A 14,457-nucleotide genomic window follows, 5' to 3' on the forward strand; every position below is an offset into this window, starting at 1 on the left:
CGCGAAGTTTAGCGGGCTAAATGAGCCGGCGAGAAACGCCGCATCGCGATAAAACGAGCCCGGCCCTACGGGTTGTGCGGGAAATCTCGCCATGCGTCGTTGGAGGACTTGGCAAGGGAACAACCATTCCCTGCGTCCTCCGCCTAGCCTGGCGAGATTTCTCGCAACAACGCGGCTCGCGTTGAAACGGCAACAGACCCTAGAGGTGCCTCGTCATGTCCAAGCCCCGCTCCATCGAACTCCCTTTCTCCGGCAAATACGACCGGGAACACGCCCAGAACTACCTGCACAAGCACCAGGACGGCCTGGCCAGGCGCCTGTCGCACTGGCGCGACGTACAGGTCGGCCGCAGCGCCCTGCGCCTGGCCGGCGACCCCAACCTGGTGCTCGACCTGCCCTGTGGTGCGGGCCGCTTCTGGCCGATGCTCGCCGAGCAACCGAACCGGGTGATCCTGGCCGCGGACAATTCCGCGGACATGCTCGCCACCGCCCTCGCCGCCCAGCCGCCCGAGCTCCTCAGCCGGGTAAAAACCCTCAAGACCTCGGCCTTCGATATCGCCCTGGGCGACAACTCGGTGGACTGCGTGTTCTGCATTCGCCTGCTGCATCACTTCCAGTCAGCCGAGCACCGTGTGGCGGCGTTGCGCGAGTTTCATCGCGTCACCCGCGACACGCTGATCGTCTCGCTGTGGGTCGACGGCAACTACAAGGCCTGGCGCCGCAACCGCCTGGCGAAACGCCGTGGCAATGGCGAGAACCGCTTCGTGGTGCGCCGTGGGGAAATCGAGTCCGAGTTTCTCGAGGCGGGTTTCCAACTGCTCGGCCACCGCGATTTCCTGCCCGGCTACGCCATGTGGCGCACCTATGTACTGCGCAAGGCTGGGGTGAAGTGATGGCGACGGTCATCGTTCAGCATCCGGCCATTCAGGCCGGCTCGATGTTCGAGCACTGGTGGCAGTGCCGCGGCGCCTGGGTGGAGCCCCTCAACAAACGTCGCGAGGGCGAAAGTGGCGTACAGCTGCTGCGGCCCCGCGACTCGTCCCACCCCATGCTGTACAGCAAACGCCAGACCGGCCACCTGTACCGCAGCCTGCGCCACCCCCTAGGGCGCCCGACCATCCTGCGTGAGCTACATGCTTATCAGGCCTTCGCCCGCCTGGGCATCCGGGTGCCCAAGCTGATTTACGGTTCCGCTCGCAAGCACGAGGGCCAATGGCAGGCCCTGCTGGTCACCCAGGCGCTAACGGGCTTTGTCAGCCTGGAACAGTGGTATGAGAAACAGCGCAGCGCCGAGCATTGCGCCTGCATGCTGGCTGCACTGGCCGACACCCTGGCGCGCCTGCACCGCGGCCGCTGGCAGCACGGCTGCTGCTACGCCAAGCACGTCTTCATCAAGATTAAACACGATGAAAGCGGCTCGCTCCGGGCCGAAATCGCCCTGCTCGACCTGGAGAAAAGCCGCCGCCGCTGGCGCACGGCCGATGCCTCGCGCCACGACATGCGCCAGCTGAAACGTCATTGTGGGGCAATGCCCGAGGGCGACTGGCAATTGCTGATGCAGGCTTATACCGCGGCGCTGGCCACTTAGAAGTGGCGAGAGCGGCCGGTCGTTCCCGTCGGGTGGACTGGTGATTATCTGTGGGAGCGGGCCATGCCCGCGAAAAAAATTACGGGCATGGACTAGGCGTCCCCGCCCGTTCCCACAGGTAAAGCAACGATGGCCGCTTCTGCCTTTGTAGCAGCCGCTTAATGTCGCCTAAAAAGATCGTGAACAGATTCTCAAGGTGAGCACGAGGCTCAGCTGATCGCTTCGCGGGCAAGCTCTCGCCTGACCGGTTCAGCCTGGTGCAGATACCGCGTAAAGGTATCCTTCGGTCGTTCGAGCCCATTGATCGCCAGGGTGCGTGCCGCCATGCCGCGATGATTGCTGCCATGGGTCAGCAGGTGCAACAGCACCTCTTCGACCGACAACTGGCCGAGGTCACCATCGGTGAAGCGAAAGGCGATCACTCGCCGCAGTTCTTCGCCGGTGGCGCGCTCAGCGAAGTCGACGAGCCAGGCATCGTTCTGCGCGATGCGGGCCTTGAGCTCCGCGAATTTCGGCGTCTCGCGGGTGTTGTCAGCGACGTAGCGCTCCGCTTCACCACACAAACGACCGATAAACAGGCTGTCGACCACCGTGGTGTGATTGAGGATGCGCACGAAGAACTCCGCATCGCTGTCGGACATCTGATTCAGCTGGCGTTCGCCCAAGGCGAGCAGCTCGGCATTGGCCCATTGCTTGTACTTGAAGGCATCGGCGAACAGCATTCCATAGCTCCACGTTTTTTAATGAAACTCACTTTGTCGCCCAGTTTGCTTGATCAAGCCACCGCGCCCATGGCGACCCGAGGAAGCAAAGCTTCCAAGCTCCAAACCAATCAGCCAGGTCAGGGAGCGCCTGGCCTCACATCACCCAATCCTTGACCACCATATGGGTCTTGACCTTGAACACGCCCGGCAGGTTTTCGATTTGCCCGCGCACTTCGGCGAGGCGTTCCATGGACGCGGCCTCGAGGTAGATCAGCATATCGGTCTCGCCGCTGATGCCCGAGCAGCGCCGCACTTCCGGAAAGGCGCGCATGCGTTCGACGTATTGCTCGCAGCGCCCGCCCTTGTAGAACAGCTCCAGGTAGGCCTTGACCACCACCGCGTCAGGTTCGGCGATGCGCGCGTGGTAACCCTGGATGACGCCGCTGGCTTCCAACTGGCGGATGCGCTCGCTCACCGCCGAGCGTGACAGGTTGACCTGGCGGGCCACCTCGGTGACGGTCAGGCGCGCGTCGGCGCACAGCAAGGCGATGATGCGTTGATCGAACTTGTCCACTGAAGCTCTCTGCACAGGATGACGGCCATTGCCGCCGTTTCGTCGGCGATCGGCGACGCTTCGCCAGCAGCCGCCCAAGCGAGGCGGCCTTACCATTGCCGACAGGGCCGGCAGGCGCTCTGCCAGGGGCCGCGTCAGGAGCGAGAGCATACAACATGAGTCGATTGAACAAGGAACTGGGCCTGCTGCAGGGCGTGGGCCTGCTGTGTACGTCACTGCTGGGCACCGGGGTTTTCGTGATTCCCGCGCTGGCCGCCACGGCCGCGGGCGAGATCTCGCTGTGGGCCTGGCTGCTGCTGATCCTGCTGGTGCTGCCGATGGCCTTCACCTTCGCCCAGCTCGGTCGCCACTACCCCCATGCCGGCGGCGCGCCGCACCTGATCGGCCGCGCATTCGGCGCATCGATGGAACGCACCAGCGCCTGGCTGTTTCTCGCCGTGATTCCGGTGGGCCTGCCGGCGGCACTGAATATCGCCAGCGGCTTCTGGCACGCCCTGTTCGCCTTGAACGACCTGGCGATCCTGGCCATCCAGCTGGTAACCCTGGGCATCATCCTGCTGCTCGGCCAACGGCCTGCGCGCACCTCGGGCAGCGTGCAGATCGTCATCGCCCTGGTCATCGTCGCCACCATCGCGCTGATCTGGTTCAAGGGCGACCTGCCCCACACCGGGCAACCGCTGCTGCCGCCCCTGGCCGGCAACTGGCAATTGCTGCCGGTGGCCCTGGGCGTGATGTTCTGGTGCTTCGTCGGCATCGAGGCGTTCACCCACCTGGGCGAGGAATTCAGGAATCCGCAGCGCGACTTCCCCCTCGCCCTGTTGCTCGGCGTGCTGCTCGCCGGCCTGGTGTACTGGGCCTGCTCGGTGGCGGTGCTGAGCTTGCATGCCTACGGCGATGCGCGCACCGATGCCGCCTCGCTGCCGCTGATGCTCGACGTCCTGCTTGGCGACGGGGCGCGCTGGCTCAGCGCGAGCATCGGTTACCTGGCCTGCTTCGCCTCGATGAACGTCTACATCCAGGGCTTCGCGCGGCTGATCTGGAGCCTGGCCGACGAAGGCAAGCTGCCGCGCGCGCTGGCCGTTCGCAACGCCAATGGCGTGCCGGCCAGGGCGCTGCTGCTGGTGGTACTCAGCTGCGCCCTGAGCACCACGCTGATCTGGAGCCTGTCGCTGTCCCTCGACCAGTTGATCCGCTACGCCAATGGCAACTTCATCGTCATCTACCTGCTCAGCATGGCCGCCGGCTGGCTGCTGTTGCAGGGCCTGTGGCGCTGGCTGGCCGGCCTCAGCACGCTGTTGTGCCTGGCCGTCCTGCTGATGCTGGGGCTCGATGCGCTGTATGCCATCGGCCTGCTGAGCGGCCTGCTGATCCTTGATCGCCTGCGCCCATCCCGGCGCGCGGCGCTGTCAGCTTTTCCACCAGCGCCGTAACCGCCAGCGCACCCGCGCCGTCGGAAACTCACCGTGCCAACCCAGGCGAACACCGAGGCGCTGCCGCAAGCGCCAGAACGGCAGATGCCCATGGCCGGCCATGCCCTCGGCCTGGCGCAAAGTCTCCCGGGCCTGTGCGGGGTCGGCGGTGGCGGCGCACTGGGCCAGCTTGAACAGCGCACGGTAGTAGTCGCGCAGCGAGGCGTCCTGCAGGCGCTCGATCAGGCTGTTCAGCTCGGCCTGGTCGCCTGCCAACGCCGCATCGACCGCCAGCCAGACGAGCCCATCGGCACCCCGCGGATCACGCTCCAGCGACAGCTGCGACACCTCGGCGGCAATCGAATCCATGCCGCGCAGCCGGTAGCCCAGCGCCAGGTTGTCCAGGGCCCAGGCGGGGGTATCCGGTCGGCGCCAGTCGCTCAGGGTCTCGAACATCAGGCGGTAGCGTTTGCTCTCGATCAGCGCATAGCTGGCGGCGCCCCACACATCGGCGTTTTCGGCCAACGCCTGGCGGCAGCGCTTGAGGGTGGAGCCGAGGAGGATCCGATTGGCATGCCGGTGACCGCCCAGCAACCGCAACATGGCGCACTTGGCGGCATGCTGGGGATCGTTGCGCAGCGCCTTGTCGAAGGCCGCCGCCAGGGTCAGGTTGCTGAGCATGTCGTGGGTGCGCCAGCCCAGCCAGGTTTCCACGGCCGCGCTGTGCAACTCGCCCGCCGCCACGCCGGCATCCAGCACCTGGCGCAACACCGGTTCGCGCACGGCGAAGTCGGTGACATCCTGCTCCCAAGTGGCCTCGGCCGCCGGCTCGCTGGCCAGGGTGGTCAGCGCGCGCTGCAACAGCGCCTTGTCGCCATTGCCCCTGGCCAGGGGCAGCACGCGGCGCCAGGCGGCCACCGGATCGCCCGTGTCGAGCAAGGCATCCAGGCGTGCCAGGGCCGCGCCCGGCCCCTGCAGTTCGCGCAGCAGATCGAAGCTGTTGAACGCCGCGAAGCCGTAACGCCCATCCAGTGCCCAGGCCTGTTCGAAGGCCGGCAGCGCCTCGGCCTTGTCGCCGTTGAGCAATAGCGCGTGGCCAAGGAAGCCATGGGCCATGGCGAGCCGCGGTTCCAGGCGCACCATCTGCCGAGCGGCGGCGATATAGGCCGGATACTCGCCATCTTCGTCGTGCCAGTCGGCCAGCTGGCGCCAGCCATCGTAGTGGTCCGGGTGCTGCGCCAGCAGCCCGCGTAGCGCCTCGATGGCACCGGTGTCCCCTTCGGCGCGCAGGGCACGCGGGCCATACAGGGCCATTTCCACCGGCGGCTTGCCTTCCCAGCAGGGCGCGGCGAGCACCTCGCGGACTTCGCCGAAGCGTTCTCCTTCCATCAGCAGCTGCAGCAGGCGGTCGTTGATCCCGCGGCTGCGCGGGCTGTACGCCAGCGCCGCGCGCAGGGCTTTCTCCCGTGCTTCACGGTCATCATCCAGGTCGGCCAGGGCGAGCCAGGCATCGACGTCGCCGGGGCGGTTTTCCACCAGTTGCCTGGCCAGCTGCAGCGGGCGCCCTTCGGCCTGCAATTTCTCGGCGTAGTACTTGAGCTGATTCCACGCCCATTCGTGGCCGGGCTCGGCGCGCAGCACCCGCTCGGCCTGGTCGGCCGCTTCGGCGAACGCATCGCGACGCCCCAGTACGTAGGCCAGGTAGGCGCGCAGCTCGGTGTCCTCGGGCACTTGCGCGACCACTCGGCGCAACTGCTGCTCGGCCTCTTCGAGGCGCTCGCCCTGCTCCAGCAGGCAGTCGACGTAAAGGCTTACCGTGGGTGTCCACAGCGGGTTGATGCGGAAGCTTTCCTGCAGGGCCTGGCAGCAGGCGTCCAGCTCGCCCTGGCGCTTGTGCAGGCGCGCCAGTTCCAGCGCCAGCCGCGGCAGCAGGGGGAAGCGCTCGATGGCCCGGCCCAGGGTGTCGGCTGCCGCCGCGTACTGCTCCATGCACGCCTGTTGGCGGGCGACCAGCACCCACAGCTGCCAGAGGTCCTCGCGCTGGCCCAGGGCCTCGCGCAGTTGATCGAGCAGCACCTGCGGCTCCAGCAGGCGCTGGGCCTGCTGCTCATAGGCCAGCCAGCCATCACCAAAAGTCACCTGGCGGGTCAGCTCGGCATGGATCGCGGCCAGGGTGGCGACGGCCTGCTGCTGGCTTTCGCAGGTGTCGAGCAGCATGTTGCTGGCGTATTCGTTGTCGGCGAACAGCCGCAGGGCCTGCTGGAAGGCTTCGCGGGCGGCCCCGCGCTGGCCGTCCTGCAGCAGTACGAAGCCGTGGGTGGAGTGGAAATAGGTGTTCTGCGCATCGACCAGGCCGGCCTGCCGGCAGACTTCCAGGGCCTCGCCACGGCGCCCCTGGCGCGCCAGGCAACCGGCCAGCTCGCGCAGCGTCCAGGCGTGCTCGGGATGATTGTCCAGCAGACGCCGCAACGCCCGCTCGGTAGCGGGCAGGGAGCGCCGCTTGGCACGCTCGACCTGCAGCTCGGCGATCCCCAGATGGTGGGGGTACTCGGCAGCCAGGGCATCGACATAGGCATCGGCGGCCTCGCTGCCCTGCCCCTGCTCCAGCAGGGTCACGCACAGGCGGTGCGCCCCTACCGCCAGGGGTTCGAGCAGGGCGGCCTCGCGCGCCCAGACCAGGGTCTGACGCGGGTCCTCCAGGCGCCGCATGCCGGCCTGCACCGCCGCACGCAGCCACGCCGCCCGCCGGCACAACGGCTCGGCCTGCCCGAGCAGCGCCTGGCAGGCCTGGGCATCGCCGTTACGCCCGTGGTGCTCGGCCAGGCCGAGCAGCAACTCGCCATCTGCCGGGCGCCAGGCCAGCGCCTGCTCCAGCACCGCCTGCGCCTCGTAGGGGCGCTGCATTTCTTCCAGGGTTTCGCTGAGGGTCAGGCTGGGCGCCGCCGCCTGGCGGCCAAGCCGCGCCTGGCGGCGTTCGAGGAACTGCAGGCCTTCGCCGGTTCGGCCCAGCGCACGCAGGGCACGGAAGTACTGCACGGCGTAGCCCTCGTGGGAGGCGTGCAGGCAGGCCGCCAGGCGATACAGCTCACAGGCCTCCTCACGGCGATTCTCGCCCCAACGCAGGCTGGCCAGCGTGTTCCAGGCCCGGGCCTGGGTGGGCGTCTGCAGCAGCACGCGCTGCAGAATCTCGGCCACCCGGCCGTGGCAACGGCCGTCGTCGCTGAGCAACTCGGCATAGCGGACGCTGATGGTCGGCTCGTTCCAGCGCTGCCGACAATGCCCGGCCAGCCACGCGAGCTGCACGCCGCGCGGCTGCAACTGGGCCAGCGAAGTGGCCTTGGAGAGGATCAGGTTGGCATCCTCGGGAAACTGCGCCAGCAGGGCTTCGGTGCCGCGCAGCACCTCGCGCTCCTGGCCGTCGTACCAGCCCATCGAACGCTGCGCCTGCCAGGTCAGCCGATGTTCGGGGCTCAGCGCTTGCAGGGCGTGGTAGGCCGCCAGCGCCTCGTCGCGCTGGTGCACCTCCAGGGCGCTGGTGAAGCGGTAATAGCGATCCCACAGTTCGCGATCCGGCAGGCTGAGCCCGTCCAGGCGCGCCGCCTGGTCGGCCGGCAACAGCAGCATGGCGCGCGGCCCGGACGCACGCTGCGACGCGAACAGCAGCTCGGCCAGGCTCTCGCCATGGTGGGGCTGCGCCGGGTCGCGCACCAGCAGGGTACCGCGCGGCTCGTCGTAGCCGACCAGCGCCTGCAGGTGCCCGCTGCCGGTGTACTGCAGGGTCAGGGTGAAGGGCATGCCGCGGTCGATCAGGGCACGGCTGGTGGCCCAGTCCGCGGTGAACTCCACGGCCAGGTAGCCGTTGCGCTCGGCCCAGGCGCGCTCGGCCTGGTGCGAAGTGCCGTCGTAGCAGATCTCCTCGGCGACTTCGAGGTGCTCGACGCGCTTGCCCCAGTAGTCGGAAATTGCCGTCAGGGTCGCCGGCACGCAGGTCATGTGGTGCTGGCGCACGAAGGGCACCGGCAGCAACACCCGGCGCCCGCTGGGGCTCGCCAGGTGCGCCTGAATCTTCTCGTAGAAGCCGCCGCCGGCTTTCTCCGCCCACTGCCGGCCAGCGCCATGGTCGCCCTGCAGGCAGGCGATGTCACAGCGGCGCGCGGCGATCCAGTCGGTGGGGCTGCGCTCCTCGATGCGTTCCAGCGTCTGCATATGGTCGAGCCAGGCGCGCGCCTCGTCGAGTTCGTCCCGCTCGATCAGCACGTTGACCAGGTGTGCGCAGATCGCCGCACTTTGCATCTCCCGAGCGCCGCGGCGCAGCAACTGCAGGGCGCTGTCGACCTGCCCCAGTTGCAGCTGCAGCGAGGCCGCCTGGCTCAGCGCCGAGCGAAAGTCGGGCTGGCGGGCCAGCACCTGCTGGCACAGCGCCAGGGCCTCTTCGCGGCGATCCTCCAGCTCCAGGCCGTGACTGCGCTCCACCAGCAGCCACAGATCGCCGTCGCCATGCAGGCACGCCTGCTCGTACAGGGCCTGGGCCGTTTCGAAATCACGCAGCGAGGCGTACAGGTACGCCTTGAACGACAGCCATTCGGCCTGCTGCGCCGCCTCTGCCGGCAGCCAGTCAGCGAAGCCCTGCAGCAACCGCCAGGCACGGTAGTGACCACGCCTGGCCATCTGCATGCGCAGGAAACGCAGGCGGGTATGGAAGGATTGCGGGTAGCGCCGGTAGGCCAGCCAGGTCAGCACGTCAGCCAGCCGCGGCGCACCGATGTGCCCGGCCAGCCGCGCCATGCAGGTCATTGCCTCCGGGCCCTGCCAGTAGCGTGGGTCGCCCTGTTCGCTGGCAAGGGCAAAGGCCTGCAGGAACAGGCCACGGTCGATCAGCGCCTCGAGCTGCACCAGCAAGGCAGGCGAAGGTACCTGCGCATTGGGGTTGAAAACGGACATGGAGCGCCCTTCCCTGGTCATCGAATGTCAGCCGGCACTCTATGGCGGGGCGTTACTCACCACAAGGCCGGCACGCTGCACCTGTGACGGCCTGCTCGGGTACAATTACCCGCCGCCTCCAACTCGCTGTCACAAGGACCTCCCATGCCGATCCGTCACTGCATCGTCCACCTGATCGACAAGAAGCCCGATGGCACGCCCGCCGTGCTGCACGCCCGCGACAGCGAACTGGGCGCCTCCCAGGCCATCGAGAACATGCTGGCCGACCTCAACGACAGCTACAACGCCAAGCAGGGCAAGGCGTGGGGCTTCTTCCACGAGGAATCCGGCGCCTACCCCTTCAGTGGCTGGCTGAAGACCTACCTGGAAGACGGCGAGGATTTCACTGCCTTCAGCCGCCAGGCCGTCGAGCACCTGCAGAAGCTGATGGAAGAATCCAACCTGTCCACCGGCGGCCACGTGCTGTTCGCCCACTATCAGCAGGGCATGACCGACTACCTGGCCATCGCCCTGCTGCACCACAGCGAAGGCGTGGCGGTGAACGACGCGCTGGACGTGACCCCGGCCAAGCACCTGGATCTCGGCCAGCTGCACCTGGCGGCGCGCATCAATATCAGCGAGTGGCGCAACAACAAGCAGTCCAAGCAGTACATCTCGTTCATCAAGGGCAAGAACGGCAAGAAGGTCTCGGAGTACTTTCGCGACTTCATCGGCTGCCAGGAGGGCGTCGACTCGCCCAGCGAAACCCGCACCCTGCTCAAGGCTTTCAGCGACTTCGTCGAAAGCGAGGACCTGCCCGAAGAACAGGCGCGGGCAAAGACCGATACCCTGGTCGACTACGCCACCAGCCAGGCCAAGATGGGCGAGCCGATGACCCTGGAAGAACTCTCCGGGCTGATCGACGAAGAACGCCCCAAGGCCTTCTACGACCATATCCGTAACAAGGATTACGGCCTGTCGCCGGAGATTCCCGCGGATAAACGCACCCTGAACCAGTTCCGCCGCTTCACCGGCCGCGCCGAGGGTCTGTCGATCAGCTTCGAGGCCCACCTGCTGGGCTCCAAGATCGAATACGACGAAGCCTCCGACACCCTGACCATCCGCAACCTGCCGACCCAGCTGACCGACCAGTTGAAACGCCGCAAGGATTGAGCGATAACGCCAGGGTCTGTGCCCGTTTCAGCCATGCGTGGAACGGCAACAGGCCCTGCCCCCCCTGCCGAGACGCCCCTCATGAAACGGATTTTGCTGATTATCGTGGTGCTCGCCGCCTGGCAACACTGGGATCGCCTCGAGCCGATGCTGCTGGGCAAGCCGCAGCAGGTGGCCGGCCAGGGTGAGGTGATCCTCTACGCCACCAGCTGGTGCGGCTACTGCGCCCAGACCCGCGAGTTTCTCGGCGAGCGCGGCATCGCCTACACCGAGCTGGACATCGAGAAATCCCCCGACGCCCGCCGTGCCTACGATGCCCTGGGCGGTCGCGGCGTGCCGGTGCTGAAGGTCAATGGCACGGTGATCCACGGCTACAACCCGCAGGGAATCCTGGCGGCGTATTGAACCCGTCAAGCTGCCGAGCGGACCTGCATCTGCCAGGTATGGGGCGTCATGCCTTCGGTCTTCATGAATACCCGGCAGAAGTGCGGCTGATCATAGAACCCGCATGTCACGGCGATATCCGCCAGGAGCATGGTGGAGGTCGCCAGCAGCTCCTTGCTGCGCTGAACGCGCTGTTGGCGCAGCCATTCCTGAGGCGCCAGCCCGCTGCTCTGCTTGAATTTGCGGGTGAAGTGACTGCGCGACATGGCGCATGCATCGGCAAGGGCGGACACCGGAATCCCCGTTTCCAGGTTATCCAGCATCATCTGTTTGGCGAGCCGTTCCTGCCAGGGCCTCAGCGGCCCGGCCGAAATGCAGGCGATATTGGGTAGCACGGTGCACTGGTCCCTGTTCATGGCGATACCTGTATGAAGAGCAAATCCGCGCAGCGTTATCGAGGTGTGGTGCAGAACCGGGCCATCGACCGCGCAGCCGGAAGCCACGAAGATCGATGTGCGCTGCCTGGCGGCAAGCCAGGGCGACCCTTTCTTCTTCGGGCTATCGATTGGTTTGTTCAGCGCTGCCGGGACGCCGCAGTACCGGGGGTTATCCGGCGGCGCCGGGCAGCTCGGGTCAGCCTCGCACTTGGGGCTGCCGGTCGATGACGATCAGTTGGCTGTTGTGAGTGGTCAGCACTTCGGTCTTGCGATTGTTCATGGGTAGCGTCCTCTCGGTGGGTGTTGGTGGTTTCACGAGCCCCGGCGGACGATCACCATGCATTCGCCAGGGGGGCGGCAGCACCATGGGGGGGTGGCTGCTGCCCGAGTTCGAGAAAAGCTAACCGAAAGATCGCCGAGCCGCCGGCGCAAGATTGCACCTCTGATGATGCAAAAATGCGCCATTTAAATTTTTGTCGCGCTGCTAGCCTTTGCTTCCCGTCGACTCAGGTGAGCGCACCTGGGCGGCCTTTCAAGCAAGGAGATTGCAATGGCAGCTACACAACCGTTCGACAAGAAAACCGCCTACTGGGGCGTGCCATGGGAGCAAAGCTATGGCTATCCGCAGGCGAGGAAGGTGGGCAACGAGATCTACATCTCCGGCCAGTTCAACCACGATGAAGACGGCAACCTGGTTGCGCCTGCGCCACTGGACAGCGACGGCAAACCCAGCGATTTCTCGTCCATGGGCGAGCAGATGCGCAGCGCCTACGACAATATCGCCAAGCTGCTCGCGCTCTACGGCGCGACGCTTGAAGACGTGGTCGAGGAAACCCTCTACGTACTGGATATGGACGCCGCATTCGCCGTGGTGGGCAACGTGCGCAAGGCCGCCTATGGCAGCGAGCGCCCAGGGTGCGCGAGCAACATCATCGGCGTGTCGCGACTGGCCCAGCGCGCGCAGTTGATCGAGATCGTCTGCAAGGCGGTGACTGACGCGCGGAACGACTGAGCACCCCGCCCGCTTGCGCTACTCGACCGCAAGCGGCCGCTGCCCTTCGACCAGGGGCTTGAGCTCTGCGACGGCGGCCGCGCAAAAGGTCATGAATGCTTTCACCCGCCAGGACCTGCGAATGTCCTGGTGGGTGAGCAGCCAGAGCTCGTCCTGAAGCTCGGGCACCACCGGGCCGACGCGCACCAGGCCAGGGGTGATATCGCCCAGCATGCACGGCAGAAAACCGAAACCCAGCCCGGCAGCGATCGCCGCACTGGCGGCGGCCACCGAGTCGGTGCGGTAGGCGATGCAGTGAGCCGCCACCCGGCTTTCCACGTAGCTGGTTGCCCTGAGCCCGCACAAACCACCGGAATACGACACCCAGGCGTGCTCATCCCCGAACGGCTCGCTCGTCGGCTCCCGTTTCGTACTGCCATAGGGCGCCCAGGCAATCGTGGCCAGCTTGCGCCCCACCAGGCTTTCTGCCGGCTTTCGGGTCGCGCGCACGGCGATATCCGACTCGTCACGGGCCAGGCTCAAGGTCTGGTTGCCGACCAGCACCTCGATCGCGATGCCCTCGTTGAGGGCCTTGAAGTCGGCAATGATCGGCGTCAGGAAATACAGCAGCAGCGAGTCGCTGGTGGTGATGCGCAGCTTGCCCAGCGGCCCTTCGCCGGCGCGCGATACGCGCCGCGCGACACTGACGATATCCAGCTCGACGCGCTCGCCAAGGGCGCGCAACTCCTCGCCCTCGGCCGTGAGCATGTAGCCCGAACGCCGGTGATCGAACAGCGCCACCCCGAGGGTCTTCTCGACCTGGGCCACGCGGCGCGACACGGTGGAGACGTTGATCCCCAGTTTCTTCGCGGTGTCGTTACGGTTGCCGCACTGGCTAAGGGTCTTGATGATGCGCAGATCGTCCCACGACAGCTGATTGACCGCACTGCTCAAATCCCACGTCGCAACGGCCGGGGCAGCCGGGCTCGGTGGAGCACCTTTAGGTAACGATTTCACGCCAGCAGCTTCCAGGTATCGGGGGCGTCGATCATACGAAAAGCGTGCGGGTGAACCAAGGCGATGGGTGTTGTAAATGCAAGCGATGGGGATTGCGCGAGCGCCCACGACAGGGGGCCGCATGCTGCTCTTGGCGGCAGGAGCGGTCACGGCAAGGCCCTGCGATCCCTCTGACTTCGGCGCACGAGCGTTGGTGAGAGCCACGGAAACGTTCGGCACAAGGCGGTTTTCATCGAGGTTCCTTGTCGGCGACCGCCCCCAGCTGAACGGCATGCCTTAACGCGACGTCATAAACTATTTCGGCCATATTCCTTAAGGTGCGTTATGACTCTTATTCCCGGACTGAGCGGCGGTGCTCAGGTGCTGATAGCCGGCGCCAGCCGGGGTATCGGGCTGGCACTGTGCGCAGCTCTGCTCGAGCGCGATGATGTGACGCAGGTATGTGCCGTGGCGCGACACGCCAGCACCTGCGCGGAATTGGCCAAGCTTGCCGAGCAACACGGGCAACGCCTGAAACGAGTCGACTGCGATGCGAGCGATGAACACGCCCTCGACGCACTCGTCAGCAAGATTGGTGAGCAGTGCGATCACCTGCACCTGGTGATCAGTACCCTAGGCATCCTTCACCAGGACGGTGCAAAGGCGGAAAAGAGCCTGTCGCAACTGACCCTGGCGAGCCTGCAAGCGAGCTTCGCGACCAATACCTTCGCGCCGATCCTGCTGCTCAAGCACCTGCTGCCGTTACTGCGCAAACAACCCGCTACCTTCGTAGCGCTCTCCGCAAGGGTCGGCTCCATCGGCGATAACCGCCTGGGCGGCTGGTACAGTTACCGAGCCAGCAAAGCGGCGCTCAATCAGCTGCTGCATACGGCGGGTATCGAATTGCAACGCCTCAACCCGGCCTCCACCGTGCTGGCGATACACCCGGGCACCACCGACACGCAGCTGTCCCAGCCCTTCCAGGCGAACGTGCCAGAGGGGCAACTGTTCGAACCGGCGTTCTCGGCGCATCGCATTATCGAACTGCTGGGTGCCCATGGACCGGACGACAGCGGGACCTTCTGGGCCTGGGACAATAAGCCGATTGTCTGGTGAAAGGGGCCGTCCGACAACGAGATCATTATTAGCCAAGCCCATTGCTCCTGACTGCAGTCGGCGGAAATGGCCTCATATCAGCCAGGCCGGCAATCAGTGGTTTTACTGAAAAGGCATCTGTGAAGATTGGCAAAAGGCGCCTGGGTGGAAATCGGGATGTAAGCG

12 protein-coding genes are annotated in these 14,457 nt (G+C 66.0%); 7 read left to right on the forward strand and 5 right to left on the reverse strand.

Annotated features, from left to right (window positions below):
• The first annotated feature begins 215 nt into the window (after positions 1 to 215).
• Positions 216 to 893 (forward strand): class I SAM-dependent methyltransferase, encoded by a 678-nt coding sequence (locus SA190iCDA_RS20105; protein ID WP_070888011.1) that lies wholly within the window; start codon positions 216 to 218, stop codon positions 891 to 893.
• Complete coding sequence (locus SA190iCDA_RS20110; protein WP_070888010.1) at positions 893 to 1,588, forward strand: lipopolysaccharide kinase InaA family protein; 696 nt, start codon at positions 893 to 895, stop codon at positions 1,586 to 1,588. Before SA190iCDA_RS20105 ends, SA190iCDA_RS20110 begins: the two co-directional genes overlap by 1 nt.
• 209 nt (positions 1,589 to 1,797) lie before the next feature.
• Here the strand turns inward: SA190iCDA_RS20110 and SA190iCDA_RS20115 are convergent, their stop codons facing one another.
• Positions 1,798 to 2,310, reverse strand: a complete 513-nt coding sequence (locus SA190iCDA_RS20115; RefSeq protein WP_070888009.1) for a DinB family protein — start codon at positions 2,308 to 2,310, stop codon at positions 1,798 to 1,800.
• 136 nt (positions 2,311 to 2,446) lie between these two features.
• Positions 2,447 to 2,866, reverse strand: coding sequence for an Lrp/AsnC family transcriptional regulator (locus tag SA190iCDA_RS20120; protein WP_070888008.1), 420 nt, complete (start codon positions 2,864 to 2,866; stop codon positions 2,447 to 2,449).
• 155 nt (positions 2,867 to 3,021) lie between these two features.
• Between SA190iCDA_RS20120 and yjeH the strand changes: the two genes are divergently transcribed.
• Entirely contained in the window at positions 3,022 to 4,296 is a 1,275-nt protein-coding gene (yjeH, locus tag SA190iCDA_RS20125) for an L-methionine/branched-chain amino acid transporter (protein ID WP_070888007.1), read from the forward strand.
• Here the strand turns inward: yjeH and SA190iCDA_RS20130 are convergent.
• Positions 4,273 to 9,216, reverse strand: a complete 4,944-nt coding sequence (locus SA190iCDA_RS20130) for a tetratricopeptide repeat protein (RefSeq protein WP_070888006.1) — start codon at positions 9,214 to 9,216, stop codon at positions 4,273 to 4,275. The genes yjeH and SA190iCDA_RS20130 overlap by 24 nt on opposite strands.
• 144 nt (positions 9,217 to 9,360) lie before the next feature.
• Between SA190iCDA_RS20130 and yejK the strand changes: the two genes are divergently transcribed.
• Together yejK and SA190iCDA_RS20140 are read left to right on the forward strand one after the other, a co-directional pair.
• On the forward strand, positions 9,361 to 10,368 hold the full coding sequence (yejK, locus tag SA190iCDA_RS20135) for a nucleoid-associated protein YejK (RefSeq protein WP_070888005.1): 1,008 nt from the start codon (positions 9,361 to 9,363) through the stop codon (positions 10,366 to 10,368).
• A gap of 81 nt (positions 10,369 to 10,449) precedes the next feature.
• Entirely contained in the window at positions 10,450 to 10,773 is a 324-nt protein-coding gene (locus SA190iCDA_RS20140; protein WP_070888004.1) for a glutaredoxin family protein, read from the forward strand.
• A 5-nt stretch (positions 10,774 to 10,778) separates the two neighbouring features.
• Here SA190iCDA_RS20140 and SA190iCDA_RS20145 read toward each other — a convergent pair whose 3' ends face one another.
• On the reverse strand, positions 10,779 to 11,168 hold the full coding sequence (locus SA190iCDA_RS20145) for a helix-turn-helix domain-containing protein (protein ID WP_070888003.1): 390 nt from the start codon (positions 11,166 to 11,168) through the stop codon (positions 10,779 to 10,781).
• A gap of 571 nt (positions 11,169 to 11,739) precedes the next feature.
• Here SA190iCDA_RS20145 and SA190iCDA_RS20150 point away from each other — a divergent pair.
• Entirely contained in the window at positions 11,740 to 12,201 is a 462-nt protein-coding gene (locus tag SA190iCDA_RS20150; RefSeq protein ID WP_070888002.1) for a RidA family protein, read from the forward strand.
• An 18-nt stretch (positions 12,202 to 12,219) separates the two neighbouring features.
• Here the strand turns inward: SA190iCDA_RS20150 and SA190iCDA_RS20155 are convergent, their stop codons facing one another.
• Positions 12,220 to 13,197 carry a LysR family transcriptional regulator gene (locus SA190iCDA_RS20155; RefSeq protein WP_070888001.1) on the reverse strand — a complete coding sequence of 326 codons (978 nt, stop codon included), beginning with the start codon at positions 13,195 to 13,197 and terminating at the stop codon, positions 12,220 to 12,222.
• A 324-nt stretch (positions 13,198 to 13,521) separates the two neighbouring features.
• Here SA190iCDA_RS20155 and SA190iCDA_RS20160 point away from each other — a divergent pair, with 324 nt between their 5' ends.
• A complete protein-coding gene (locus tag SA190iCDA_RS20160) occupies positions 13,522 to 14,292 on the forward strand; it encodes an SDR family NAD(P)-dependent oxidoreductase (protein ID WP_070888000.1) in 771 nt (256 codons plus the stop codon).
• Positions 14,293 to 14,457 lie beyond the last annotated feature (165 nt).

The sequence above is a fragment of the Pseudomonas argentinensis genome, from assembly GCF_001839655.2.
GTDB lineage: Bacteria > Pseudomonadota > Gammaproteobacteria > Pseudomonadales > Pseudomonadaceae > Aquipseudomonas > Aquipseudomonas argentinensis_B.

Excerpts from the sequence above, each read along its gene's own strand:
- SA190iCDA_RS20145 (WP_070888003.1), bottom strand. The coding sequence starts at position 11,168 with ATGAACAGGGACCAGTGCACCGTGCTACCCAATATCGCCTGCATTTCG.
- SA190iCDA_RS20110 (WP_070888010.1), top strand. The coding sequence starts at position 893 with ATGGCGACGGTCATCGTTCAGCATCCGGCCATTCAGGCCGGCTCGATG.
- yjeH (WP_070888007.1), top strand. The coding sequence starts at position 3,022 with ATGAGTCGATTGAACAAGGAACTGGGCCTGCTGCAGGGCGTGGGCCTG.
- SA190iCDA_RS20105 (WP_070888011.1), top strand. The coding sequence starts at position 216 with ATGTCCAAGCCCCGCTCCATCGAACTCCCTTTCTCCGGCAAATACGAC.
- SA190iCDA_RS20150 (WP_070888002.1), top strand. The coding sequence starts at position 11,740 with ATGGCAGCTACACAACCGTTCGACAAGAAAACCGCCTACTGGGGCGTG.
- SA190iCDA_RS20160 (WP_070888000.1), top strand. The coding sequence starts at position 13,522 with ATGACTCTTATTCCCGGACTGAGCGGCGGTGCTCAGGTGCTGATAGCC.
- SA190iCDA_RS20115 (WP_070888009.1), bottom strand. The coding sequence starts at position 2,310 with ATGCTGTTCGCCGATGCCTTCAAGTACAAGCAATGGGCCAATGCCGAG.
- SA190iCDA_RS20140 (WP_070888004.1), top strand. The coding sequence starts at position 10,450 with ATGAAACGGATTTTGCTGATTATCGTGGTGCTCGCCGCCTGGCAACAC.
- yejK (WP_070888005.1), top strand. The coding sequence starts at position 9,361 with ATGCCGATCCGTCACTGCATCGTCCACCTGATCGACAAGAAGCCCGAT.
- SA190iCDA_RS20130 (WP_070888006.1), bottom strand. The coding sequence starts at position 9,216 with ATGTCCGTTTTCAACCCCAATGCGCAGGTACCTTCGCCTGCCTTGCTG.